Origin of the sequence: Salmonella sp. SSDFZ69 (genome assembly GCF_004010755.1) — a bacterium.
Classification (GTDB): Bacteria; Pseudomonadota; Gammaproteobacteria; order Enterobacterales; family Enterobacteriaceae; genus Salmonella; species Salmonella enterica.
The window spans coordinates 848304-872804 of record NZ_CP034831.1 but is presented as its reverse complement, the minus strand read 5'-3'; the positions used below and the strand labels follow the sequence as shown (position 1 = coordinate 872804).

Below are 24501 nucleotides of genomic sequence, written 5' to 3'. Positions count from 1 at the left end.
CTTACACATCCGTTTCCAGTCTATTTTTCATCATGCCGGATAACAGGCGTCATCCGGCATGGGAGGGGTGATTACACGCCAATATTTCTTAGCTTCTCGCCCGCCATCAGCTTGCGTTCGATATGCTCCAGGGTGACATTTTTGGTTTCCGGAATCAGCCAGAAAGTGATGCCGATAAAAGCGATATTCAGCGCGGTGTAGAGCCAGAATGTACCTGCCGCGCCAATGCTGTCCAACAGAGTCAGGAATGTCGCGCCGATGATCATGTTCGATACCCAGTTTGTCGTGGTTGAACAGGTAATGCCAAAATCACGGCATTTCAGCGGCTGGATTTCCGAACACAGTATCCACACCACCGGAGCGGCGCTCATCGCGTAACCGGCGATACACATCATCGTCATCCCAACGGAAAGCCAGGAGAGACCGCTTGATGCCGTACCGTTATCAAACTGCATCAGGCAGTAGCCCAACACCAATGTCCCTAACGCCATTACGCTGAAACCGATTTTTAACGCCGGTTTACGCCCGGCCTTATCGACCGTAAAGACGGCGATAAACGTCGCGAACATAAAAGTCAGTCCGACCACCAGCGTGGCGATCATTTGCTGTTCCGTGGTGGTAAAGCCGGCCATTTTAAAAATGCGCGGCGCATAGTACATAATGATGTTCATGCCGGTGAACTGCTGCATTGCCTGTAGCAGCATACCGAGGAACACGGCGCGGCGAACATTGCGGTTAGCTTTAAATAATGCCCACCCGCCCTGCTTGAGTTTGAGGCTTTCCCGAATTTCATTCAGTTCATCACGGGCTTTTTCCGAGGTATCGCGCAGCATACGCAGCACCTCTTCCGCTTCAATATGGCGACCTTTTTGCGCCAGCCAACGCGGACTATTCGGCAGGAATACCACGAGAATAATGAGCAACACCGCAGGCAGCGCCAGCACGCCCAACATCGCGCGCCAGTTGCCGCTGTAGCTGAATGCCGTATCGGATAAAAAAGCCAGCACAATGCCTAACGTCACCATCAGTTGATACATACTGATCATTTTGCCGCGAACATTTTCACTTGCCATTTCAGAGAGATAAAGCGGCGCGGTATAGGACGCAATCCCTACTGCTACGCCCAGTATCACGCGGGCGCCAATCAATACTTCCACGCTGGAAGCAAACGCCGACCCCAGCGAGCCGAGCACGAACAAAATCGCGCCAGCCATCAGGCTATACTTACGCCCCAGCCGGAATGAAAGCCAGCCGTTAAATAATGCGCCAATTGCCGCGCCAAGCATCATGCTGCTGACGACCCATTCCTGCAGCCGGCTGGTCAGTACGAAATGGTCGGTAATAAAAGGCAGCGCCCCGGCGATAACGCCGATATCCAGACCAAATAACAGTCCCGCTACCGCTGCAGAAACCGAAACAAACATATTCATACGTCGTGTGTCGCGAAGCGAAACGCGGCGTTAAAGCAGAGTCATGATTAATAGAGACCATATTTTCCTGCCACAACAGAGTAAGACATAGCCTGAAAGTACGGGATACTCTTCCTCAAGTGTCAGGCTGGAAACGGCATAAATATGGATTAAATGGCTACGCTATAGCGATATGTGATGGATATTACACTTTTTAAATTTAACGCCGTTGCTAGATATTTTTTCAAACCACCAATATTTCAATAAGTTAAATCATTGATCATAGCTATTATTTAACAATATATGGATTAAGTTAAACCCACAATATGGACTATGTTAATGAGATCATAAAAAAACCCTGTACGAGGACAGGGCTTTATCAGTTTTTTCGGCCAAAGAGTCGATTTTCCCAGAAACGCATTTGTCAGTAGCGGATTAACGCGCCAGCCAACCGCCATCTACCGCTATGGTATAGCCGTTAACATAATCAGCGGCGCTGGATGCCAGGAAGACTACCGGGCCCATTAAATCGCCCGGTAGCCCCCAACGTCCAGCCGGAATACGGTCGAGAATTTCGGCGCTACGTTGTGCATCAGCGCGCAATTGCTGGGTATTATTCGTGGACATATAGCCCGGCGCGATGGCGTTCACATTGATATTGTGTTTCGCCCACTCGTTCGCCATCAGACGCGTTATTCCCATTACGCCGCTTTTCGACGCGGTATAAGACGGAACGCGAATGCCGCCCTGGAAGGAAAGCATAGACGCGATATTAATAATTTTGCCGCCGTTGCCCTGGGCAATAAAATATTTTGCCGCCGCCTGAGACATAAAGAACACGCTCTTGATGTTCAGGTTCATAACGTCATCCCAGTCTTTTTCCGTGAAATCAATCGCATCTTCACGACGGATCAAACCCGCGTTATTCACCAGAATATCAATATGACCGTATTCCGCCACCGCCCGTTCCAGTAGCGCCGGAATGCCATCGATTTGACGCAGATCGGCTGTCAGGCTTAAAAAACGACGTCCCAGAGCGGTGACGCGCGCAATAGTTTCCGTCGGTTCAACAATGTTAATACCGACAATGTCACAGCCCGCTTCCGCCAGCCCTAACGCCATCCCCTGCCCCAATCCGGTATCGCACCCCGTCACAACCGCGACTTTACCTTCAAGAGAAAATGCATTCAAAATCATTGTTAATCCTTATTTTTGTCATGCCTGTCACGCACAGGCGTTATCACCGGTCGCGACTAGCGCAGATCTTGTACCGCAACGTGATCCATGTCATCGAAGACCTGATTTTCTCCCACCATGCCCCAAATAAACGTATAGGCTTTGGTGCCAACGCCGGAATGTATTGACCAGCTTGGGGAAATAACCGCCTGTTCATTACGCATCACAATATGACGGGTTTCCTGAGGCTGCCCCATCATATGGAAAACGCAACTGTCCTTTTCCATATTGAAATAGAGGTACACTTCCATACGGCGCTCATGGGTATGGCATGGCATGGTGTTCCATAGATTGCCGGGCGCCAGTTCGGTGAGTCCCATACTGAGCTGACAGGTTTCCAGTACATCCGGTACGAAGTATTTATTGATAGTGCGACGGTTACTGGTGAGGTTATCGCCTAAGGTGACGGGCGCAACGTCGGCAGGCGACACTTTTTTCGTCGGATAAGCGGTATGCGCTGGCGCGCAGTTGTAATAAAACTTCGCCGGTCTGTTCGCCTCATTGCTGACGAAGACCAGCTCTTTCGCCCCTTTACCAATATACAGAGCATCACGATGACCAATGTCATGGCGCTGCCCGTCAACGATAATGGCGCCCGCGCCGCCAATATTAATGACGCCCAGCTCGCGGCGGTCCAGTAACCGGGAAACGCCAAGCTGTTTACCCACCTCTCCGCCGATTTCAACGGGATGGCTGACGGGCATAATGCCGCCGACAATAATACGGTCGATATGGCTGTAGACCATCGTATATTCATCAGCGACAAAAATATTTTCTATTAAAAACTCGCGTCGCAGCGCCTGGGTGTCCAGCGTTTTAGCGTGCTCGCTATGGATGCTTTGCCTTACGTCCACTTTTCCCTCCAATGATAAATCGATCGCAATGGCATAAAATCAAAACACTGTTTTGATTTATTTAACGGCATCATAGTCGCCTGGATGAAGGTTTTCAATAATAAATAAAACAACGTTTCATTTATATGGTTGGTTATTTTTAAAACTGCTGTAGCGATCACGAACGGCGCTAAAACTTACGCACTTGTCTGATTTTCAGACATGTGCGCCAGATGCTGTATGCGGTTACTCAGATAAAAATTGGGGCTTGTTTTGGAACGAGGTCTGATGTGCGAATTGAATTAAAAGCGGTATGCGTCTGCAATGCCCGACGCGGCAAGACGTTCTGCGCTATAACGAAAAAGGGGGGTCTGTCACTGGCTTTGCCCTCGTGATAGAGGGCTTTTTATGACGGAATACTGAAGCAGGAAAAGGATGGCTGGCGCAGGATCAGTCGCGTTCAATGGTTAAAGCAACGCCCTGGCCGCCACCGATACACAGCGTCGCCAGACCTTTTCGCGCGTCGCGTTTAACCATTTCGTGCACCAGTGAAACCAGAATTCGACAACCGGAAGCGCCAATGGGATGCCCCAGCGCAATCGCGCCGCCATTAACGTTTACCCGTCGCTCATCCCATTCCAGCATTTTTCCTACCGACAACGCCTGGGCGGCAAACGCTTCGTTGGCTTCGATAAGGTCGACCTCCGTCAGTTGCCAGCCGGCGCGCTCCAGACAGCGCCGGGTAGCATATACCGGCGCAATCCCCATTAGCGCAGGATCGACGCCGACGCTGGCAAACGCGCGGATGCGCGCCAGCACCGGCAGCCCCAGCGCCTGGGCTTTCGCCTCGCTCATCATCATCACCGCGGCGGCGCCATCGTTGATTGAGGAGGCATTACCCGCCGTCACCGAACCTAAACTATCAAACGCCGGATGCAGCAGGGCTAACCCCTCCGCACTGGCGTCGGCCCGCGGTTGTTCATCCGTATCGACAATTGCGGTCTGCCCATTACGTTGCGTGACGATGGGGACAATCTCATCTTTAAAACGCCCGGTATCAATCGCGGCCCTGGCTTTTTGCTGCGAACTGAGCGCATAAGCATCCTGTAACTCGCGGCTGATGCCATATTCCCGCGCCAGGTTTTCTGCCGTCACGCCAATGTGATAATCGTTGAAGGCATCCCATAAGCCATCATGTACCAGACTATCCACCAGATTGTCGGCATCAGGCAACGCGCCGGTACGGCTGTCATTGAGGACATGCGGCGCACGGCTCATATTCTCCTGCCCGCCCGCGATAACAATGTCCGCTTCGCCGCACTGAATAGCCTGCGTCGCCAGGTGCAACGCTTTTAAACCGGAACCACAAACGTCATTAATGGTAATGGCGGAAACGGTAGTCGGCAGCCCTCCTTTGATGGCTGACTGGCGCGCCGGATTCTGCCCGGCGCCAGCCGTCAGCACCTGACCGAGGATGACCTCATCGATAGCGTTAGCGTCCACGCCGGTGCGCTCAATTAACGCTTTTACGACCATACTCCCCAGCTCGACGGCGGAATGACGGGCCAGCGTTCCCTGAAAACAGCCGATGGGTGTCCGTAAAGCCCCCACTATCACAACCTCTTTCATTACCACCTCAGCGCAAAATGACACCGCCATAGTAGAGCATTGTTAAAATTAGTTATCTTGATTGTTTAAAAAAAGTGAGTTTTATCACAAAGGAAATGACGCTGATTTGACGGTGACGCAGCTTATTTCTGCTGCAAATGGTAGCGAAGCCAGTTCCCTGCCGTTCCGGGCGGCGTCTTCTTGTTCCACAGCAAATCAATAGCAATCGCCCTCGGCCAGCCAGGAACATCCAGCTGCGCCAGCGGTTTTTCCGCCGCAAACTCTTCCACCAGCGCGCAGGGCAATACGCACCAGCCAAATCCCTGAACCGCCATGCTCAACAGCAATAAATAGTTTGGCGCTGACCAGGCCGGGCCGCGCGTAATGTTGGCGTTAGAGTCAAGGTAGGTATTCAGACGCAGCTCGCGCCAGGTATGCAGTTGCTCCCATTGCAGGTTCGTCTGCGACACCAACGGATGCGTGGTCGCCACATAAACCCCCATCCAGCTTTGAACAGGCAGACGCGTCGCGCCAATGTCTGTGGGATAGTCATCACGCGCTTCAATCAGGCCTATCTGGGCGCGCCCTTTTTGCAGCAGGTCGATGACATCATCATTTTCTCCGATCAAGCATTCAAACTCGGTATGCGGAAATTGACGATCAAACTGCGCCATTAACTCTTCCAGGCTGTCAGGGTGCAGGGTATCAGAGAGGACGAACGTGAGTCTTGCCTCCGTCTCGCCGGATAACGTCAGCGCCACCTCATCCAGACGGTCGCTCGCCGATAAAATAGCCTGAACATAGCTAAGCACCCGTTTTCCTTCTTCGGTCAGAACGGGCTGGCGCGAAGATCGATCAAATAATGAAAATCCCAGATCCGCCTCCAGATGCGCAATGGCGGTACTAATGGTGGACTGGCTTTTACGCAGGCGGCGCGCCGCCGCAGAAAATGAACCGCAAGAAACGGTCTCAACAAATGCCATTAACGCTTCAGGTGAGTAACGCATAACCTATCTACTTTATCGATGGATGTTATCTTTTAGGTATCACATTAAACGATAAAATAGCGGAAATTTCTTTAGCTTGATTAAGAGTAAGGTTTTTTCGTTTATGCAACATGACGCCATACAACGTCGCTCGCTGCCGGAGCGTATTTTCCATGCTGTCTGTTTTGAAGGTATTGCGACTGCGATACTGGCGCCAACGACCGCCTGGCTAATGCAGCGCTCGGTGCTGGAGATGGGCGGCCTGACGATATTGCTGGCAACGACGGCCATGATCTGGAATATCATTTATAACGCTCTGTTTGATCGACTGTGGCCTGCGCATCAGGTGAGACGAACCGCCAAAGTGCGCGCACTCCATGCGTTAGGATTTGAAAGTGGGTTTATTGTCATTGGCGTGAGTATTGTCGCCTGGGTACTGAATGTCAGCCTGCTACAAGCATTCACCCTGGAAATTGGTTTCTTCCTGTTCTTTTTGCCGTACACGATGCTGTACAACTGGGCATACGATGTTTTACGCCAGCGAATAGTGACCCGCCGCCAACAGCGCGTTAGTGCATGATATTGCTCTTTTTTGCCGGGATCGCAACGCTCCCGGCCCTCCTCCTCCACGACATCCATCTGCTTAAAACGCCCCCAACTGACGCTATTTATGGTAAATTGCGCTTCTTTTTGTGTGTTTTATAGTTGATAAATTCAAATAATGTCTAAAATTTGGTCAAAAGATGAGACTCTCTGGAGTTTTGCATTATACGGAACGGCTGTAGGCGCAGGCACTCTTTTCCTTCCCATCCAGTTGGGATCGGCAGGCGCAATCGTGCTATTTATTACCGCGCTGGTCGCCTGGCCGCTGACATACTGGCCGCATAAGGCGCTGTGTCAGTTTATTCTTTCCTCAAAGACTTCTGCCGGTGAGGGAATTACTGGCGCCGTTACTCATTATTACGGCAAGAAAATCGGCAATATTATTACCACGCTTTATTTCATTGCGTTTTTTGTCGTGGTATTAATTTATGCTGTGGCGATTACCAATTCCCTGACAGAGCAATTAGCGAAGCATATTCAGATAGATATTCGCATCCGGATGGCAGTTAGCTTCGGCGTAGTACTTATCCTGAATATGATTTTCTTAATGGGAAGACATGCCACTCTTCGCGTAATGGGCTTTTTAGTCTTTCCACTTATCGCTTACTTCTTGTTCCTTTCGCTCTACTTAACCGGAAGCTGGCAACCCTCGTTACTGACCGGGCAGATGTCTTTGGATAGTCACACGTTGCACCAGGTATGGATTTCTATTCCGGTGATGGTTTTTGCTTTTAGCCATACGCCCATTATTTCGACGTTTGCCATCGACAGACGGGAAAATTTTGGCGATCAGGCCATGGATAAATGCAAAAAGATCATGAAGGTCGCCTATCTGATTATCTGCCTGAGCGTGCTGTTCTTTGTCTTTAGCTGCCTGCTCTCCATTCCGCCGTCATACATTGAAGACGCGCGCAACGAAGGCGTTACCATCCTTTCCGCGCTCTCGATGATGCCCAATGCGCCGGCCTGGCTCTCTATTTCCGGTATTATCGTTGCCGTCGTGGCCATGTCGAAATCTTTCCTCGGCACCTATTTCGGCGTCATTGAGGGCGCAACCGAAATGGTAAGAACCACCCTACAGCAGGTTGGCGTGAAAAAAAGCCGGGCGTTCAATCGCGCGCTGTCTATCATGCTGGTCTCCGGGATTACGTTTATTATTTGCTGTATTAACCCGAATGCCATCTCTATGATTTATGCTATTAGCGGCCCGCTCATTGCGATGATTCTGTTTATTATGCCCACGTTGTCAACGTACCTGATACCGGCATTGAAACCCTACCGTTCAGTAGGCAATTTCATTACGTTGGTCGTCGGTTTACTTTGCGTATCGGTGATGTTTTTCGGCTAAAGTAAAAGATAGCCGGGATATAACTCCCGGCTATTTTATATAAGAATCCAGCACCTTTAATATTACGTCCAGATCTTCTTCACGTCTGGCTTCATCACTCTGATGAACGATATGCTCGGTCAGATGCCCTTTAATCACCTCACGCATTAAGCCATTTACCGCGCCGCGAATCGCCGCGATCTGTTGTAACACGGCCGCGCATTCATGCGGTTCATCCAGCATTTTTTTTAGCGCTATCACCTGTCCCTGAATCTTGCTGGTTCTGGCTTTAAGCTTTTGTTTGTCCCGGATGGTATGTGACATTGCAACACCTCACTAACATTAACGAATACAAATTATAGCATTACGATGTTACTGGGGGGTAGTATTCCATACTGGGGGGGAGTAGAATGACGCCCCACATAAAACAACTAAGAATCATTCTCATGGGTGAATTTTCGACACTTCTTCAGCAAGGAAACGGCTGGTTCTTCATTCCCAGCGCCATTTTATTAGGTATTTTGCACGGGCTTGAACCAGGGCACTCCAAAACTATGATGGCGGCTTTTATCATTGCCATTAAAGGTACGGTTAAACAGGCTGTCATGCTCGGTCTGGCAGCAACGCTTTCTCATACCGCGATCGTCTGGTTAATCGCTCTGGGTGGGATGTATCTTAGCCGGGCATTCACCGCACAATCAGTGGAACCATGGCTGCAGTTAATTTCTGCGATTATTATTCTGAGCACCGCGTGCTGGATGTTCTGGCGGACATGGCGAGGCGAGCAGCAGTGGCTAGCGGGAAACCATCATCACGACCACCATCACGACCACGACCATGACCATGACCATGACCATGACCATGACCATGACCATGACCATGACCATGACCATGACCATGACCATGACCATCATGGTCACATACATCCGGAAGGCGCAACGTCAAAAGCGTATCAGGATGCCCATGAACGCGCCCATGCTGCCGATATTCAACGCCGTTTTGATGGTCAAACAGTGACTAATGGACAGATCCTGCTGTTCGGACTGACCGGAGGGCTTATCCCCTGTCCGGCTGCGATCACCGTTTTACTGATTTGTATCCAGCTTAAAGCGTTTACACTGGGCGCCACAATGGTGCTGAGCTTTAGTCTTGGCCTGGCATTAACGCTGGTGACGGTAGGCGTTGGCGCGGCGATAAGCGTTCAACAGGCAGCAAAGCGCTGGAGTGGTTTTTCGACGCTTGCCCGGCGGGCGCCCTATTTTTCGAGCATTCTGATTGGTCTGGTCGGCGTGTATATGGGAATTCATGGCTATACCGGGATCATGCAGTAAATATGCAACGCTTCTGCTCAGGCCGTATCATTCACGTCGGGTTTCATTCCAGAAGCGTTTTTACTTATCAAACGGTATGAAAGGCCATACATTCAGCGTCCCGCCTGAATTCTGTATTTTACTCCATACACCACAGGCAAAACATACCCCACCGCCACCGGGTTTAGCCGGCGTTTCAGGGTTTCTGGATAGGGTCGCCGGAGGCGGGTTATTGCGGAGCGATAAACGGAGTTCGCTGCAGTGATTTACAAAACCGGGTACCAAACAGCAGTTCCCGTAATCGGTTCCGCATTCCCAGCTTCACCAGTAACCGGTATTTGTCCTGCCAGATTTGCTTCTCCTGCGTATTCAGCCTTCCACACAACGCTGACAACCTTCCCCGTCCACGGTAAACTTCCTGAAGCAAGCGTAACTGGGCCAGGCTCACTCCGCATGCCAGTATCTCCCGGTGCATCAACTGGTCCATATAGTTCATCAACCGCTTCGGATTGTTAAATATCGGTGGCACTTCCAGAAAGCCCGTCACCGGAGCCGGAGATAACAAAAAGGCGTCCAGCGCTCCTGTCCTGCGCAGGCGTGCGCCCCCGGCCCACTGTTCACCCCGCCGCCCCCGGATAAGTATCTCCGCCAGTTCCGGCTCCAGCAGCGCCGGGATGCCGCCGTATACCTTCAGTACCACCCGGTCGCTGAAAAACAGCTCATCGCTGATAACCATAACCGGGTAGTCCGGCAGTATCTGTCTCAGGGAATAGAACAAAAAGAGATGTTCACGGGGACGCAGACACAGTATCAGTATGGCCTCCGGTTTCCGACGTAATTGCTGCAACAGAACAGGCAGCCTGTATGCGGTTTCACAGTTGCAGCCCGGCAGAAATCTTCGGACCAGGTGTGCCACGGCGATCGTCACCGGCCAGCAGTCACCGTAAACGATAATCTGCCGGGCCGGCATCCGGTTATGTTCCGTCATCCTCATCCTCCTTCTTTTTCAGGATCTTTCCCGCATTTCTGTTACTGCACAGCCGGTTCCACAGTTCATTTGCCATCGACCTGTCACCATTACCGACCCGGCGTTTTGATACCAGCGGCGGTCCGGCTTTTTCACGGCGCGTGGACGGGGTGGGACTGTCAAGAACCCGGATAACATAAATCTCATAGCGTCGTGCTTTATTGGGCAGGGTCTGGTGACGGCAGATGCTGACCACTCGTGATGTTTTGCTTCGCAGATAGGCAATCAGGTAGCTGGCCCGTCTGGCCGTGATGTGAAACGCCTCTGCTATCTGGTTACGCTGAACCCAGTTCTGCTGCAACAGGCACCAGTGTGCCACGATGATATACAGGGGCTCGCCGGCATACTGGCGGACACTTACCGGAATAAAACAGGCATCATGGTTGGTCTGTCCGGGATAATGAATATCGTTACCTGAAAAAACTATCTTCCCTTTTGATTTATCAGAAGACATGCAAACTCTCCGTTTTTTTAGTGAAAAAGACCGAGAAGAAAAAAAATAATCATAAAGATAAATTTATAGCTATTTTTTAATTAACTATCAGGAAATGGTATTTAATCCTGCTAATTGTAAGTAACAATCACTGTCATTGCGGCTGAAAAAGCACCTGCTTTAATTACCGCACCGGGTATAGCTTCGACCTTTGCTTTATACTGTTTTATAATTCTGCCACCGGCACCGTTATCAAGATGGATAGATCCCATATCTGTTTTCACATTAAATTTAACTGGTGTGTTATTATCCACATCCATTACCGACAGTCTGAAACCATTGTTTTCTTGTTTATTATTCTTAAGAATCACGGTGCTGTCAGCATCTGCCAGTGTCAGACCGTTGGTCCTGAACTCTATAGCCAGTGGGGCGACGAACGGGATCTGCGTTCCGACATTCTGTTGTGCTGTAACGGTGAAAGGTACTTCCCTGGGCACCAGGGTTTCCTTATATTCCGTATAAAAACGCCCCATATTGATGGTATTAGAAGGAGAGATAATAACCTTGCCTGAGTTGTCAGGAATAAACCTGAGATTAAACGCAGAAACAGTTAAAGGTCTGAATGAAACAGATGGGGGGCTTACACCATTTGGGTCATAGGGTAATATGTTAATCGTGCTTGATGGTATAGTTATGTTCAAAAAGTTATTCTTAAACGCCTGATACACAAATATACGAAACGTCAGCGTTCCGCTCCGGTTATATGTTTTCTCCGGGTCCATATATTGCCCGAATACTTTTGAGCTGCTCCAGCCAGAAAATCCTGCCTGTATCTCTTTCCATGTAAATGTTACGGAAGCCGACGTCCCTTCCTGAACAGTGATATCCATGCCGAGACCGCTTTTTCTTAGTGCAGTTACTACCTCCCCCATATTGTAAAGATTAAGAGTTGTGTAGTAAGAGGGTCCGTAACTTTTCCATTTTGTATAACAGGTATAACTAATGGGAACGGTAACGCTCTGCAGCTCCTGACCAGTGAAGAATGTTCCACCCTTCAGATTAATATTCTGAATGCCGACATGTCCATTCGCGTCACAATATGACCATTCGATATTTGCCCTCGCAGAATCACAGACAGCAAAGAAAAGAAACACACCTGACAGTATCAGTGATTTCATATTGAATAATCGTCCTGTCATGATGTCGCCCCTGCGTCCTTAAACGCGCAGTTCAGGGCATCGCAGGCGTAGCGGTTCATCTGCAGTCCACCGTAATCATCAATATACCCCACCCACAGCGTCCGGGTTTCTGCCGGCAGAACAGCCTTTAAAGGCAGGCTCCCCAGGGGCGGCACCATCACGCCCTCGCGGAAACCGCTGAGCCTGTGGCTACGGTCTGCTCCCAGCCACGCCACAGTGATGTAGTACGGCGTCGGGTTTCTGAGGGTCAGGTGTCCCGCATTCCGCTCAGCGGTCAGCTTTCTTTCCGGCTGGTCATTGCTGCTTCTGATAATGGCTTTCGGACGGTAAAACAGTTTCAGCTGGCTCTGCATGGCCAGCTGCAGGACGTTGTCGTCTTCCGGCTTCGGGGGAACGCCCCGCACGTTAAACCAGAACAGTGTTTCTCTGTCCTGAGGGAGCTTATCTGTCAGCCCACGAACCTGGGTAATGCGGACCTGGGATTTCTGTCCGGCATCAATACGCTGCAGCGGCGGCAGCGCCATCAGCGCATCGGTTCTCACCCCGTCAGCGTCCGTCACCCAAGACTGCGCCAGAAACGGCGTGGTTTTGTCATCGTTATTCAGCGTGATGGCCACCGTTTTCTGCGGCGCATCCATGATAATACGGGTCCGGTCGACATTGACGGCCGCCGGGCTGCACTGGCTCCATGCTGCCGCCAGCGCGAGTAAAATCACACGGCTTCTTCTGCTGTTTTTCACCTGTTTTCTCCGTTAGTCCTGCTCTGTGACAGGGATATTTTTATCTGCAGGGCAGTAACAGCGGCCCCCGGCTGAGTGTCACCGTTTCCGGCAGGGTGAGTCTGCACTGCACCCGGCCATCCCAGGACACGTTCAGGGTCCGGCGGTCTTCCCCGCTGAGGCCTGTCAGGTAGGCCAGACCGTCATCTCCGACCATCCCCGCGGTTCTGCCGCTTTTCCCGGACACTACCAGAGCGCCAAACGGTGGACTGGCGCCATCAGCCAGCCGGATATGACCGAGCACCTGCGCCCCCTGGCTGGCGTCAATCTTCCGGTAGCCCACCGCGCCCTCCGTCAGCACCTGGCTGACGACGGAGCTGCTGACGTCCACGTCCTCCGGCAGGGCGGCCACATCAACCGAAATATCGCTGCGGCGATAGCTGCTGCCGGCGCTCACCACGCCCACCCCGAAGCGGTTGGTCACCCCGCTGTTGCCGTTCACCGGCACACCGGCCACGTCTCCGGTATCTATCATCATGCGAGGCTCATTCCCGGCCATCGACTGGCTGAAGGCGGCGCCGTGGGCGGTGGCCGTCACCGAGCCGTACCAGCTCAGGCCCAGGCTGCGGTACTGTCCGGGCTGCAGGGTGGCGTCCGCTGCCGCCTGGCCCCACGGCAGACGGCTCTGCACGCTGCCGCTAAAGCTGCTGTTACTGCCGGTGTCATAGCGGTTATGACCGGCGCTGATGTTCCATGTGGTATCCGGGTTATGGAAATCGCTGTAATTCACGGTCTGCTGCAGGCCGCCCCGGTTATCTTTCTGTACGCTGTAGCTCACCTGACGGCTGTCGCCCCACGGGATACTGATGGTGGCGTAGACCTGGTTCTGACTCCCCCCGCCGGTGTACTGGTTACGGGCAAACGACACCGAGGCCGAGAGCCCCTGAAGGTCGCCGAGACTGAACACTTTGTTGAAGCTGAGCATGTAGTTATTGTTGGACTGCGCATTCCAGTAATTGAGCCGGCTTACCGAGAGGGCCGCGCTCATATTGAGTACCGGAACGGACTGGCTGTAAGTCACGGTGTAGCTCTGTTTTTCATGCCATGCATCGCCGCCGTCGGTGGCCCGACGCTGCAGGTACTCCGGCATGGACAGAAAATGGCGGTCCGAGAAGCGGTATCCGACGAACGCCAGGGTACTGCCGGTTTTATCAAACGTTTTGGCATAGTTGATACGGTAGCTGTAACCGGACTGCTTCTTCCCATGCGGCAACCGCGCATCTGAGCGGGTGACGTCCGCAGACAGAGCGCCCAGCAGCCCCATATTCTGGCCGATCCCGAGCGCCGCGGACTGGTAGTCGCCGGTGGAGGCAATGAGGCCGCCATACAGCGACGTGTTGTTAAATGCTCCCCAGGTGGCCTCCCCGAGCAGAAAGTCAGGGCTGACCGTGCTGTTGTTATGCGTCCCGCCGTACAGCGGACGTCCGGCGGCCACCTTATAGCGAACCTGTCCCTGGCGTGCCATAAAGGGGACGCTGGCCGTGTTGACCTGCCAGGTCCGGACGCTACCGTCGCTTTCCCGGACGCTGACATCCAGGTTGCCGCTGATATTCTGGCTCAGGTCGGGAAGCTCAAAAGGCCCCGGTGACACTCGGGTCTGGTACAGAATGCGGCCATTCTGGCTGACGGTAACCTGTGCATTACTGTTCGCAATGCCGCTGATTTTCGGGGCATACCCCTGAAGAGAGGGCGGCAGCATGCGCTCATCGCTGGCCAAAGTGAGCCCGGCAAAGCGGAAGGAGTCAAAAATAGCGGAACTGAGGTACGTCTGTCCGAGCGTCAGTTTTGAGCGCAGTGCTGGCAGGGCACGGAACAGATACGTCTGCGGTAGATAAAAATCGGACTGTGATGCGCCCCGCCCACTGTCAAAACGGCTGTACTGATAATCGCTCCGCAACCGCCAGGCGCCGAGATTAAACCCGGCGGTGCCGTAGAGGCTGTAGCTGGTAGAGGTCTCCCCCTGCTGCGGCATATAGCGGTTGGCCATCAGGCTGTAATCGAGCAGGCCGGCGGTGACGCCGTCGCTCCAGCGTGAAGGAGGCACCCAGTCCGGGTCCTGATAACGCATCCAGGCCTGGGGGATAATGAAGGTCAGACGCTGATTTTCAGCGCTGTACCGTACCTGACTGTCAGCGGAGCGCAGCTCAAGGCATTGCCCGTCCGGGATACCGGTAACGGGTTTCAGGCCATGAATAATCTTATCCTTAAGACCCAGCATGGCCACCATGTCTGTTGTCACACAGATGACGGCCGCGTCGCGTCCGGCAACCGGTACAACTCTGACCGGATACTGTTCCCGTACCGGCTGGTCATTGAGCCAGATATCGAGAATATAGTTACCGGGCGCCACATACCCCTCGCGGCTGAAGGCCGTGAGGTCCACGTTGGACAGGTTCCCGCTGTCCAGCAGGCTGGCATTGAACTCCGTGGCCTGCGACTTCAGGACGGAAAATGTCAGGGTAATCAGAATGGCAAGCCGGGTAATTTTCATGGCATGGCGCTTTCGTGTTGTCGTCCGTGTAACAGACAGCCCGCAGGCACAGTCAGATATAAAAGCCGTCCGATCCCCTCCGTGGACGGCTTCTCCCTGTCGTTATTTACTGCGTAAAATCACAAGTATTTCAGGGTGTAGGTGACGGATGCGTTAACATCGCCAGGAGTTGCGGCATTTGTCAGGGCTATCAGGCGGGCAAAGAAGTTAAGTTCGTTATTCCCGGCTTGCAGTTGCTGAGCTTCGCCATCCGGCATCGGGGTATTGGGCGTAATCAGTGAGGTATTGTCACTTTTCAGAAGCTGCACACCAACATGCTGGGCACTGCCGGTGCTGACGTAAGCTTTACCTGAGGTATCAGCTGTGCCACTGAAAGAGACGGTTACTTTAGACATTTTCCCTGCGGAGCCAGCAGGATTTGAACCTGCATCATTCGGATCGAAGGCGCAGTTCTGCAGATGAATAGTGAACGGTTTTGAGTCCGTGGTTGCATCGGCGGTATTCAGTTTACGGTAAGAAATCTGTCCAAACGGAACGGTGATCGCATCGTCACCCGGCGCGATATCACAGGGGGAGTTGGTGATGGTGCCAGTAAAGGTAATTTTACCTGAGCCGAACGGGCCTGCTGTTGGTGGATCGACTGCATATACAGAAGCGCCATACATCATACCGGCAGCCGCCATGGCAAGTATTATTTTATTACGCATAGATAATATGTCCTTTGGGTGAATGAGAATTATTTTGCAAAGGCTGAAAACAAATCTGAGGGTATTAATGAAAGCGTTCAGAAAAGATTCGCATGAATAATAAACGCCTGGTGTTAAACGAAGCACCTGAACTTTCCATCGAAAAATATTGATTTCAGCTAATGCCTAATCAGTTGTAAGAAAATTCTTATTCAAATTAAAACAATAAAAATAGATCGATACGATCGATGATTATGATCGTAATTTAAGAATAATCATCAAAGAAATACTTTTTAATGTAATTATAAGCGGATGAATACCTAACAGACAGATATTCGCAGCGGACATGAAATATTTTGTAATATGTTATCGGGAATGTATGTTTTGCTTTTCCATCACACTGGATATTTACAAAACATAATACTAACCATATATAACAATGAAACTACTGGCAGCATAAAAAACCAGACATAACGCAAGTGAAAGACATTTAATTTCAAAACATTAACTTAATAAATCATTATGAACCATCATAAGCGGAAGGGATAAAAAATAATAAATGAAATGATATTCTTCTGTATTTGTGATGGACATCACAATAGATATAAATGCAGGTACCCTGATATTCCTGAACTTCACGGATGAATTTTAAAAACAATGCCGACAGCAAAGAACAAACTGGTAATGGCTGTCAGACATAATGCTGCCTGCTGTAATATATACAGCAGGCTGGGGGATATTAATGCGCGGCGTCGTGCTGCACGGGGTGCGTGGGTGATTCCTGAACTGACTGAGAGTCTACAACTATGCCATCCTGAGCTGATTTCAGTATCAGACCTGCCTGATAGTATTTTCCTTCGTTCATCAAGGAAAGCGCTGTGGTCACATCCTTACGGGTTTGCTGAAGAGGAATGAGTTCCTGATTTTCAATAACACTGACGCCTGCTAGTTTCAGGGCCTCTATAGTCCCTTTTTTATCTCCTTCTTTCATTTTCTGGTTTGCTTTATTAATAGCATCATTTTTCTGGCCCGCAGGGAGATAATCTTCGGCTACCGTAATCGATGAATTTATCCGAATATAGTGGTCTCCTTCAACTGGGGCTTTTTTATCTGATTTGACATACAGCTTCCAGTCAGTGCTGTCATCGTTCAGGAGTTTTTCTGCTTGCGCAGCCAGTTGTTCCGCCTTTTGGGTCCGACCATTAAACAACTCGAATCGCGACATTCCGATATCACGCATGGCCTGCCAGGCCTGTCCGGATATCTTGTCATTATTCAGAGTAACGTTATCAGTCATGTTTGTTGCGGCCATAATATTTCCTGAAAACAGGATAACCATCAGCGCAACGCCTGGCATAATATGGCTTTTCATAATCCATCATCTCCACAAAGTAACATTTTTTATCGGATTATCCTATTCAGAACCGGTAACCCACGCCAAGATTAAAACCATTGCTATTAAGGCTTCCGCTGTTATGGGTAGCATCAAAATCCGCACCCTCATAACCCAGAGTTATAGCGACATTACTGACCGGGGTATAAGCCACGCCAGCAGAATAACCATATCCGACCTTACTATCAGACTCATTTATCCCGTGATCACGCTGATGCAATAATACGGGGCCCACTTGACTATACAGACTTAACTGGTTATTTATTTTCCATGAGGGGCCTGCAAGCAGGGAGTAATAACGGGTTGTTACACGACCATTACTGCTTTCATCGGAATAGCGCTGGCTTCCATTTAGCCAGGCAAATGAGGTTGTCAGCCCCCAGTCCGGTGACATTTCATAGTTGTTTGCCAGCCGAACCCCACGCAACGTCCCGGCGTGATTAGTATGGGACTGGGCGTATCCAAGTGAAAATGTACTGGCATTATCGTCTGCCCATACCGGACTGGCTGCAGCAGACAGCAGAACAATACCGGCACTTCCGGCTAATAGCATTTTGTTCATCTTCTTCTCTCCGGTTATTTTTACCTGATGCCTTACTGGCATGTATTAAGTTAAAATCTTTCCGTGATAACAAACTATAAATAAATCTTTTAAATTATGAGCGCTGTTACGCCAGCAAATACCTTTATCTCCGGCTGTCGGGAGGCTATTCACGAAAATATATCCAGACCAGAAACAGAATTTAATAATAAATAAACTGAAAAATAAAAACTGACAAAAATAGAAGTTCACTGATATATACCCAAAATAATTCGAGTTGCTTAAAGGCGGCAAGGGAGTGAGTCCCCAGGAGCATAGATAACGATGTGACTGGGGTGAGCGACAAATCTGCCGGGAGCAGATTTGAACGTCGCGTGCGACGGCCCGTCAGGGCGAGGCCCATGGATGGGCCGAGTAATCCGTAGCCAACACATAAGCCACTTGAAGTATGAAGGGTATATAACGGGAAAGAAGGCATATCGGCCTGGTAAATCAACGTCTGTGACTTAGTTGCAGGAAACGGCTATGGTGAGGGGGGGCGGCAGTTATCGGGCAGTAACGGCATTGTTCAGTGAGTATCCAGGAAAAAAAAGAAGGGAGCGGTACTCCCTTCGTAAACATGTCAGAATACGACATTTTGGTACTCTTTTATTTATTATCTGGCCGTAAAAGTTATGCTGTTGGCAGATATCTCCAGTCAACATAAAAAAATACCACCAGCTAAAAATGTGATGCAAACCACCATTAAGCAGGTAACCAAATTGACTGTGCCACTAAATCCGGAAAAGAGTTTGAATCCGGGGATAACATCTGATGCAGAAATTAGCACCAGTCTTCGATTCGGATACCCGGAATGCGTTCAAACTCGCGGAGATTGTTTGTGACAACGACCAGTCCGCGGCTACGGGCATGGCCAGCAATCATCTGGTCATAAGGCCCGACAGGTGTTCCCTTGCGGGCCAGTTCGGCACGGATTTGACCGGTATGTATCGCCAGCCTGAAGGGGCATGTTGGCTTTGACGATCAGGCAAAAAACAACGGCGAATAAAGTCGTATGATGATCTTCACATTTATCATCATCAGCGTTCATATTACTCAACCTGTAATCAACCTCTGGCGTTTTTCTGTATCCATCACAACCATTTCCGGTAAAGGTAAAAAAGGGATTTGAACCTTTCCGGAGATGATAATGAAGGTAAATACATGGACAATTTTGCTTATGTCGGCGCATCTGACGGCCTGTGCCGTCCCTGGCACAGAAAAATATCAGACCAGCATGGACAGCGTTACGGCAGAAAAAATAAGCCGGATTATCCAGTCGAATGTCATTCCTTATAAAGGCGAAAACCATGGAGAAGTTATCAGCCGCGTATCGTCTGCTTTTCTCGGAACACCTTATCAGGCGGATACGCTCATCGGTGGGCCCGGCACCCCCGAAGTCCTTGTAGCGAATTTCAACGGAGTGGACTGCTTTACCCTGGCTGATTACGTTGAAGCCCTGGCCCGCAGCGATAATCAGAAATCGTTTCTGCATAATCTTGCCAGGACTCGCTACGCCGCGGGCAAAGTTGCTTATCTCAGCCGCCGGCACTTCTTCTCTGACTGGTTCGCCGCAGCACCGCGTAATGCACGGGATGTAACGCCGGATATCAGCCCTGATTATGTCGTTGTTGACAAGCAGCTTAACCATAAACCTGATGGCGGCGAGTACATTCCTGGTCTGGGCATCCATCCTCGTAAAATAAATTACATTCCCGGAAGAGCCATCAACCAGCAGGTCATGAACCACCTAAAAAACGGGGATTATATCGGTGTCTACTCCCCGCTTGACGGGCTGGACGTTTCACATGTGGGTATCGTAGTTCGCCATGATGAACAGGTGTGGTTCAGGAACGCCTCCTCATTGGCCGCAAACAGAAAAGTGGTGGACACACCGTTTATGGAATACATGCATTCCAGACCGGGCATCGTTGTGCTGCGGGCTGAATGATAAAGTCATTACCGGAGTCGCCAGCTGATAATAGCCGTCCGACATAGGTATTGAAACCCTGTGTACTGTGGGGCCGACACGGAAAATTGCTGTAAATTCGTGGAGTTAGTAAATACTAGAAGATATTTGTCTGGAGCGGGCGAAGGGAATCGAACCCTCGTATAGAGCTTGGGAAGCTCTCGTTCTACCATTGAACTACGCCCGCTTTGAGATGCGTAAGGCATTATAAACCTTACGCTCTGGTTGGCAAGAGACTTACTGGCTGACTGGCGATTAATTCGCCGTCAGCACTTCGGTTTACTCCCCTGCGGCGGCAGATAACGCAGCGGATCGATGGCCGTCGCCCGGTAGCGAATCTGGAAGTGTAGTCTTACGGATGCGGCATCCGTGCTGCCCATCGTAGCGATTTTTTGCCCCGCTTTAACGCTTTGTCCATTATTAACCAGCATGGTGTCATTATGAGCGTAAGCCGTAATGTAATCTTCATTGTGCTTAATCATGATGAGATTGCCGTAACCGCGCAGCTGGTTCCCGACATAGACAACTTTACCCGCTCCCGCCGCATAAACAGGCGTTCCGCGCGCGCCCGCAATATCGATCCCCTTATTTCCGCCCTCCGCGGTGGAATAAGGTAAAATCACTTTACCGTTAGCAGGCCATACCCAACAACGCTGCCCCACCGGCGGCCAGGAGGATTTTGGCACCGAAGATGACGGTCTGACCGCAGCAGTTTTTGTTGCTGTTTTATTGCTGGTTTTGCGTGTTGAACTGCTACTCTTTGCGCTGCCGCGCACTTTAATTCGCTGCCCCACCTCAATAGTATAAGGCGGAGAAATGCCATTCAGTCGGGCCAGTTCTTTCACGCTGGTTCCCGTAGCGCGCGATATACGATACAACGTATCGCCGCGCTTAACGGTATAGACGGAGCCGGAATACGTTCCTGAGCCGGAATTACTGGAACACCCCGCCAGCAGCAGCCCTGTGCATAACAGCACCGCAATACCCAGGCTATTTTTGTTCAGGCGTCCTGCGCTCAAAACCATTCCTCACTCTATTGACAGACGCCTTATGATAGCAGCCAAATGCCGTATGCCCAATCCATTGACGCCGGAAAGGGTCCGCGCGGATGATGATGCCGCGAATATCCGATATGCCAGCATAATATCGACTCACGGCACAATGGTGCTCGTCTGCGTTCTGTCAGGGCCTGTTTTGGTAATGCCTTTCTTTCTGTTATGCGCTACGCTGATCGTCTGAGTATATGGCCTGGCCATGCTGCCGGGTCATTTTAATTTTCAGGAGCTTTCATGACTGAGGAACATGTCGTTTTATTGGATGAGCAGGATAAGCCTTCCGGCACACTGGAAAAGTATGCGGCTCATACGCTTAATACGCCTTTGCATCTGGCTTTCTCCTGCTGGCTATTTAACGAAGATGGTCAGTTGCTGGTAACACGACGGTCGCTGAGCAAGAAAGCCTGGCCAGGCGTGTGGACGAATTCGGTTTGCGGTCATCCGCAACAAGACGAAACCACCGAAGAGGCGATCATCCGCCGTTGTCGGTTCGAACTCGGCGTGGAAATTACCGATCTCACCCCCGTCTATCCGCACTTCAGCTATCGGGCGACAGATCCAAACGGTATTGTGGAAAATGAAGTCTGTCCGGTATTTGCCGCGCGGGCAACCAGTGTGTTACAGGTTAACAGCGAAGAGGTGATGGACTATCAGTGGAGCGAATTTAAAAGCGTATGGAAAAGCCTTCTCGCTACGCCGTGGGCATTTAGCCCGTGGATGGTCATGCAAGCGTCAGACGAACAAGCGCGTGAACGACTGCTCGATTACTGCCAGCGTTAAAAATTGCCTGATGGCGCTACGTCTGAACGAAGAGATGCCGGATGGCGGCTAATGCCCCATCCGGCAATTTACATCTTATTTCACCGGACGCATCGCCGGGAACAGAATAACGTCGCGAATCGTGTGGCTGTTAGTAAACAGCATCACCATACGGTCGATACCAATTCCCAGACCCGCTGTCGGCGGTAAACCGTGTTCCAGCGCCGTCACGTAGTCTTCGTCGTAGAACATGGCTTCGTCATCGCCCGCCGCTTTTGCATTAACCTGATCCAGGAAACGCTGCGCCTGGTCTTCCGCATCGTTCAACTCGCTAAAGCCATTACCGATTTCACGACCGCCGATAAAGAACTCGAAGCGGTCAGTGATTTCCGGGTTCACATCATTACGACGCGCCAGCGGAGACACTTCAGCCGGATATTCGGTGATGAAGGTCGGCTGAATCAGATGCGCTTCAGCGACTTCGTCAAAGATCTCGGTGACGATACGGCCCAGACCCCAGCTCTTCTCGACGTGAATGCCAATGCTTTCAGCAATCGCCTTCGCGGAATCGAAGTTGTCCAGATCAGCCATATCCGTTTCCGGACGATATTTCTTGATCGCTTCACGCATGGTCAGTTTTTCGAACGGCTTACCGAAGTCAAACACTTCATCACCGTACGGAACCTGGGTGGTGCCCAGAACATCCTGCGCCAGCGTACGGAACAGAGACTCAGTCAGCTCGATCAGGTCTTTGTAGTCCGCATACGCCATATAGAGTTCCATCATGGTGAACTCAGGATTATGGCGCACGGAGATGCCTTCGTTACGGAAGTTACGGTTAATTTCGAATACGCGTTCGAAGCCGCCAACCACCAGACGCTTGAGGTACAGTTCCGGCGCGATACGCAGGTACATGTCCAGATCCAGCGCGTTGTGATGGGTGATAAACGGACGGGCAGACGCGCCGCCTGGGATCACCTGCATCATCGGCGTTTCGACTTCCATAAAGCCGCGAGCAACCATAAACTGGCGAATACCGGCCAGGATCTTCGAACGGGTTTTGAAGGTGTTACGGGATTCATCGTTAGAGATGAGATCCAGATAACGCTGGCGATAGCGCGCTTCCTGGTCCTGCAGGCCGTGGAATTTATCCGGCAACGGACGCAGCGCTTTCGTCAGCAGGCGCAGTTCGGTGCAGTGGATAGACAGCTCGCCGGTTTTGGTTTTGAACAGCTTACCTTTCGCGCCGAGGATATCGCCAAGATCCCACTTCTTGAACTGCTCGTTGTAAACGCCTTCCGGCAGATCATCGCGCGCCACATACAGCTGAATGCGGCCGCCTACGTCTTGCAGGGTAACAAAAGAGGCTTTACCCATAATACGGCGAGTCATCATACGGCCCGCGACGGACACTTCAATATTCAGCGCTTCCAGTTCTTCAGCTTCTTTCGCGTCAAACTCTGCGTGCAGTTGGTCTGAGGTACGGTCACGACGGAAATCGTTCGGGAACGGGATACCCTGCTCACGCAGTGCAGCCAGCTTCTCGCGACGTGCCTTCATTTCATTGTTAAGATCGACTACCTCGTCAGCGCCCTGTGCGTTTTGTTCAGACATGTTGATTCCTCATAGCCCTGCTTTCAAACTTGCTTCGATAAATTGATCCAGACTACCGTCCAGTACCGCCTGTGTATTGCGGGTTTCCACCCCAGTACGCAGGTCTTTAATGCGGGAATCGTCCAGGACATAGGAACGAATCTGGCTTCCCCAGCCGATATCGGACTTAGTGTCTTCCATCGCCTGTTTTTCAGCGTTCTTTTTCTGCATCTCCAGTTCATAAAGCTTCGCTTTCATCTGCTTCATGGCCTGGTCTTTGTTTTTGTGCTGCGAACGGTCGTTCTGGCACTGCGTCACGATCCCGGTGGGAATATGGGTGATACGCACGGCGGACTCCGTACGGTTAACGTGCTGACCGCCTGCGCCAGACGCGCGATAGACGTCGATACGCAGATCCGCCGGGTTAATGTCGATATCGATATCGTCGTCCACTTCCGGGTACACAAACGCGGAGCTAAACGAGGTATGACGGCGACCGCCGGAGTCAAACGGACTTTTACGCACCAGACGATGTACGCCGGTTTCAGTGCGCAGCCAGCCATAGGCATATTCGCCGGAGATTTTGATAGTCGCGGACTTAATGCCGGCGACTTCCCCTTCCGACTCTTCAATGACTTCCGTCTTGAAGCCGCGCGCCTCCGCCCAACGCAGATACATACGCAGCAACATGCTGGCCCAGTCCTGCGCTTCAGTACCACCGGAACCGGCCTGAATATCGAGATAGCAATCGGCGCTATCGTACTCGCCGGAGAACATCCGACGGAATTCCAACTGCGCCAGTTTCTCTTCCAGCGTATTCAGTTCCGCGACGGCTTCGTTAAACGTCTCTTCGTCGTCAGCTTCTACCGCCAGTTCCAGCAGCCCGGAAACGTCGTCCAGCCCCTGAGTCATTTGATCAAGCGTATCGACGATCGCTTCGAGCGATGAACGCTCTTTTCCCAGCGCCTGCGCGCGCTCAGGTTCGTTCCAGACATCCGGCTGTTCCAGCTCGGCGTTTACTTCTTCCAGACGCTCTTTCTTAGCATCGTAGTCAAAGATACCCCCTAAGAACGTTGGTGCGTTCCGTGAGGTCCTGAATGCGGTTATTCACCGGGTTAATTTCAAACATGGTCTGATTTCTTTTATTTGACTTGTCAAAATGCGGTTATAAGGGCGAAATATTAGCGGATTTCGCCCCTTAATTACAGCGAAAGTGTTGTTAAAT

At 51.1% G+C, this 24501-nt stretch carries 21 protein-coding genes, 1 tRNA gene and 2 pseudogenes; 5 read left to right on the top strand and 19 right to left on the bottom strand.

Features of this window, described 5'->3' with window-relative positions; all coding sequences use genetic code 11:
- Window positions 1-71: 71 nt before the first annotated feature.
- From araE to EOS98_RS04310, 5 genes and pseudogenes are all read right to left on the bottom strand, one after another.
- Window positions 72-1491 (bottom strand): annotated as a pseudogene (gene araE / locus EOS98_RS04335) (arabinose-proton symporter AraE).
- Between the two features lie 353 nt (window positions 1492-1844).
- Entirely contained in the window at window positions 1845-2606 is a 762-nt protein-coding gene (gene kduD, locus EOS98_RS04330) for a 2-dehydro-3-deoxy-D-gluconate 5-dehydrogenase KduD (RefSeq protein ID WP_061383826.1), read from the bottom strand.
- Window positions 2607-2662: 56 nt separating this feature from the next.
- A complete protein-coding gene (gene kduI, locus EOS98_RS04325) occupies window positions 2663-3499 on the bottom strand; it encodes a 5-dehydro-4-deoxy-D-glucuronate isomerase (protein ID WP_061383825.1) in 837 nt (278 codons plus the stop codon).
- A 429-nt stretch (window positions 3500-3928) separates the two neighbouring features.
- A complete protein-coding gene (locus tag EOS98_RS04315; protein ID WP_000665980.1) occupies window positions 3929-5107 on the bottom strand; it encodes an acetyl-CoA C-acetyltransferase in 1179 nt (392 codons plus the stop codon).
- A 122-nt stretch (window positions 5108-5229) separates the two neighbouring features.
- Window positions 5230-6093: a LysR family transcriptional regulator gene (locus EOS98_RS04310; RefSeq protein ID WP_061383824.1), complete on the bottom strand. Its 864-nt coding sequence runs from the start codon at window positions 6091-6093 to the stop codon at window positions 5230-5232.
- A 103-nt stretch (window positions 6094-6196) separates the two neighbouring features.
- On the opposite strand from EOS98_RS04310, the gene EOS98_RS04305 reads away from it, so the two are divergent.
- Both EOS98_RS04305 and EOS98_RS04300 read left to right on the top strand, forming a co-directional pair.
- Window positions 6197-6652 carry a multidrug/biocide efflux PACE transporter gene (locus EOS98_RS04305; RefSeq protein ID WP_001519547.1) on the top strand — a complete coding sequence of 152 codons (456 nt, stop codon included), beginning with the start codon at window positions 6197-6199 and terminating at the stop codon, window positions 6650-6652.
- Window positions 6653-6793: 141 nt separating this feature from the next.
- Entirely contained in the window at window positions 6794-8023 is a 1230-nt protein-coding gene (locus tag EOS98_RS04300) for an amino acid permease (protein WP_000036825.1), read from the top strand.
- Window positions 8024-8053: 30 nt separating this feature from the next.
- Here EOS98_RS04300 and rcnR read toward each other — a convergent pair whose 3' ends face one another.
- On the bottom strand, window positions 8054-8326 hold the full coding sequence (rcnR, locus tag EOS98_RS04295; protein WP_000019953.1) for a Ni(II)/Co(II)-binding transcriptional repressor RcnR: 273 nt from the start codon (window positions 8324-8326) through the stop codon (window positions 8054-8056).
- Between the two features lie 122 nt (window positions 8327-8448).
- Here rcnR and EOS98_RS04290 point away from each other — a divergent pair, with 122 nt between their 5' ends.
- A complete protein-coding gene (locus tag EOS98_RS04290) occupies window positions 8449-9333 on the top strand; it encodes a nickel/cobalt efflux protein RcnA (protein WP_127821141.1) in 885 nt (294 codons plus the stop codon).
- 208 nt (window positions 9334-9541) lie between these two features.
- On the opposite strand, the gene EOS98_RS04285 is transcribed toward EOS98_RS04290, so the two are convergent.
- The 9 genes and pseudogenes from EOS98_RS04285 to vapC form a co-directional block, all read right to left on the bottom strand.
- On the bottom strand, window positions 9542-10300 hold the full coding sequence (locus EOS98_RS04285; RefSeq protein ID WP_000134796.1) for a hypothetical protein: 759 nt from the start codon (window positions 10298-10300) through the stop codon (window positions 9542-9544).
- Window positions 10287-10793 (bottom strand): CaiF/GrlA family transcriptional regulator, encoded by a 507-nt coding sequence (locus tag EOS98_RS04280; protein ID WP_000093332.1) that lies wholly within the window; start codon window positions 10791-10793, stop codon window positions 10287-10289. Before EOS98_RS04280 ends, EOS98_RS04285 begins: the two co-directional genes overlap by 14 nt.
- A gap of 110 nt (window positions 10794-10903) precedes the next feature.
- On the bottom strand, window positions 10904-11971 hold the full coding sequence (locus EOS98_RS04275) for a fimbrial protein (RefSeq protein ID WP_126523849.1): 1068 nt from the start codon (window positions 11969-11971) through the stop codon (window positions 10904-10906).
- Window positions 11968-12711 carry a fimbrial biogenesis chaperone StdC gene (gene stdC, locus EOS98_RS04270; RefSeq protein ID WP_000798491.1) on the bottom strand — a complete coding sequence of 248 codons (744 nt, stop codon included), beginning with the start codon at window positions 12709-12711 and terminating at the stop codon, window positions 11968-11970. Before stdC ends, EOS98_RS04275 begins: the two co-directional genes overlap by 4 nt.
- Before the next feature lie 40 nt (window positions 12712-12751).
- On the bottom strand, window positions 12752-15241 hold the full coding sequence (gene stdB, locus EOS98_RS04265; RefSeq protein WP_064013109.1) for a fimbrial outer membrane usher protein StdB: 2490 nt from the start codon (window positions 15239-15241) through the stop codon (window positions 12752-12754).
- Window positions 15242-15360: 119 nt separating this feature from the next.
- On the bottom strand, window positions 15361-15948 hold the full coding sequence (locus EOS98_RS04260; RefSeq protein ID WP_001244645.1) for a fimbrial protein: 588 nt from the start codon (window positions 15946-15948) through the stop codon (window positions 15361-15363).
- Between the two features lie 718 nt (window positions 15949-16666).
- Window positions 16667-17299 carry a YfdX family protein gene (locus tag EOS98_RS04255; protein ID WP_001727960.1) on the bottom strand — a complete coding sequence of 211 codons (633 nt, stop codon included), beginning with the start codon at window positions 17297-17299 and terminating at the stop codon, window positions 16667-16669.
- A 46-nt stretch (window positions 17300-17345) separates the two neighbouring features.
- A complete protein-coding gene (locus EOS98_RS04250; protein ID WP_001038500.1) occupies window positions 17346-17882 on the bottom strand; it encodes an STM3031 family outer membrane protein in 537 nt (178 codons plus the stop codon).
- Between the two features lie 801 nt (window positions 17883-18683).
- Window positions 18684-18854: pseudogene (gene vapC, locus EOS98_RS24595) on the bottom strand (tRNA(fMet)-specific endonuclease VapC); the annotation flags it as partial.
- Window positions 18855-19044: 190 nt separating this feature from the next.
- Between vapC and EOS98_RS04235 the strand changes: the two are divergent.
- Window positions 19045-19851, top strand: a complete 807-nt coding sequence (locus EOS98_RS04235) for a DUF1460 domain-containing protein (protein WP_077951111.1) — start codon at window positions 19045-19047, stop codon at window positions 19849-19851.
- A gap of 131 nt (window positions 19852-19982) precedes the next feature.
- On the opposite strand, the gene EOS98_RS04230 is transcribed toward EOS98_RS04235, so the two are convergent.
- A tRNA-Gly gene (locus tag EOS98_RS04230) sits at window positions 19983-20056 on the bottom strand.
- A 79-nt stretch (window positions 20057-20135) separates the two neighbouring features.
- Window positions 20136-20894 (bottom strand): amidase activator ActS, encoded by a 759-nt coding sequence (actS, locus tag EOS98_RS04225; RefSeq protein ID WP_000244328.1) that lies wholly within the window; start codon window positions 20892-20894, stop codon window positions 20136-20138.
- Window positions 20895-21158: 264 nt separating this feature from the next.
- Here actS and idi point away from each other — a divergent pair, with 264 nt between their 5' ends.
- A complete protein-coding gene (gene idi / locus EOS98_RS04215) occupies window positions 21159-21704 on the top strand; it encodes an isopentenyl-diphosphate Delta-isomerase (RefSeq protein WP_000133985.1) in 546 nt (181 codons plus the stop codon).
- A gap of 75 nt (window positions 21705-21779) precedes the next feature.
- On the opposite strand, the gene lysS is transcribed toward idi, so the two are convergent.
- Together lysS and prfB are read right to left on the bottom strand one after the other, a co-directional pair.
- Window positions 21780-23297, bottom strand: a complete 1518-nt coding sequence (gene lysS / locus EOS98_RS04210; protein ID WP_000003339.1) for a lysine--tRNA ligase — start codon at window positions 23295-23297, stop codon at window positions 21780-21782.
- Window positions 23298-23306: 9 nt separating this feature from the next.
- Window positions 23307-24405 (bottom strand): peptide chain release factor 2 gene (prfB, locus tag EOS98_RS04205; RefSeq protein WP_010989230.1). Its coding sequence is split into 2 segments (ribosomal slippage): window positions 23307-24329 and window positions 24331-24405, totalling 1098 coding nucleotides; the frame shifts between segments, so codons are not numbered across the junction.
- Window positions 24406-24501 lie beyond the last annotated feature (96 nt).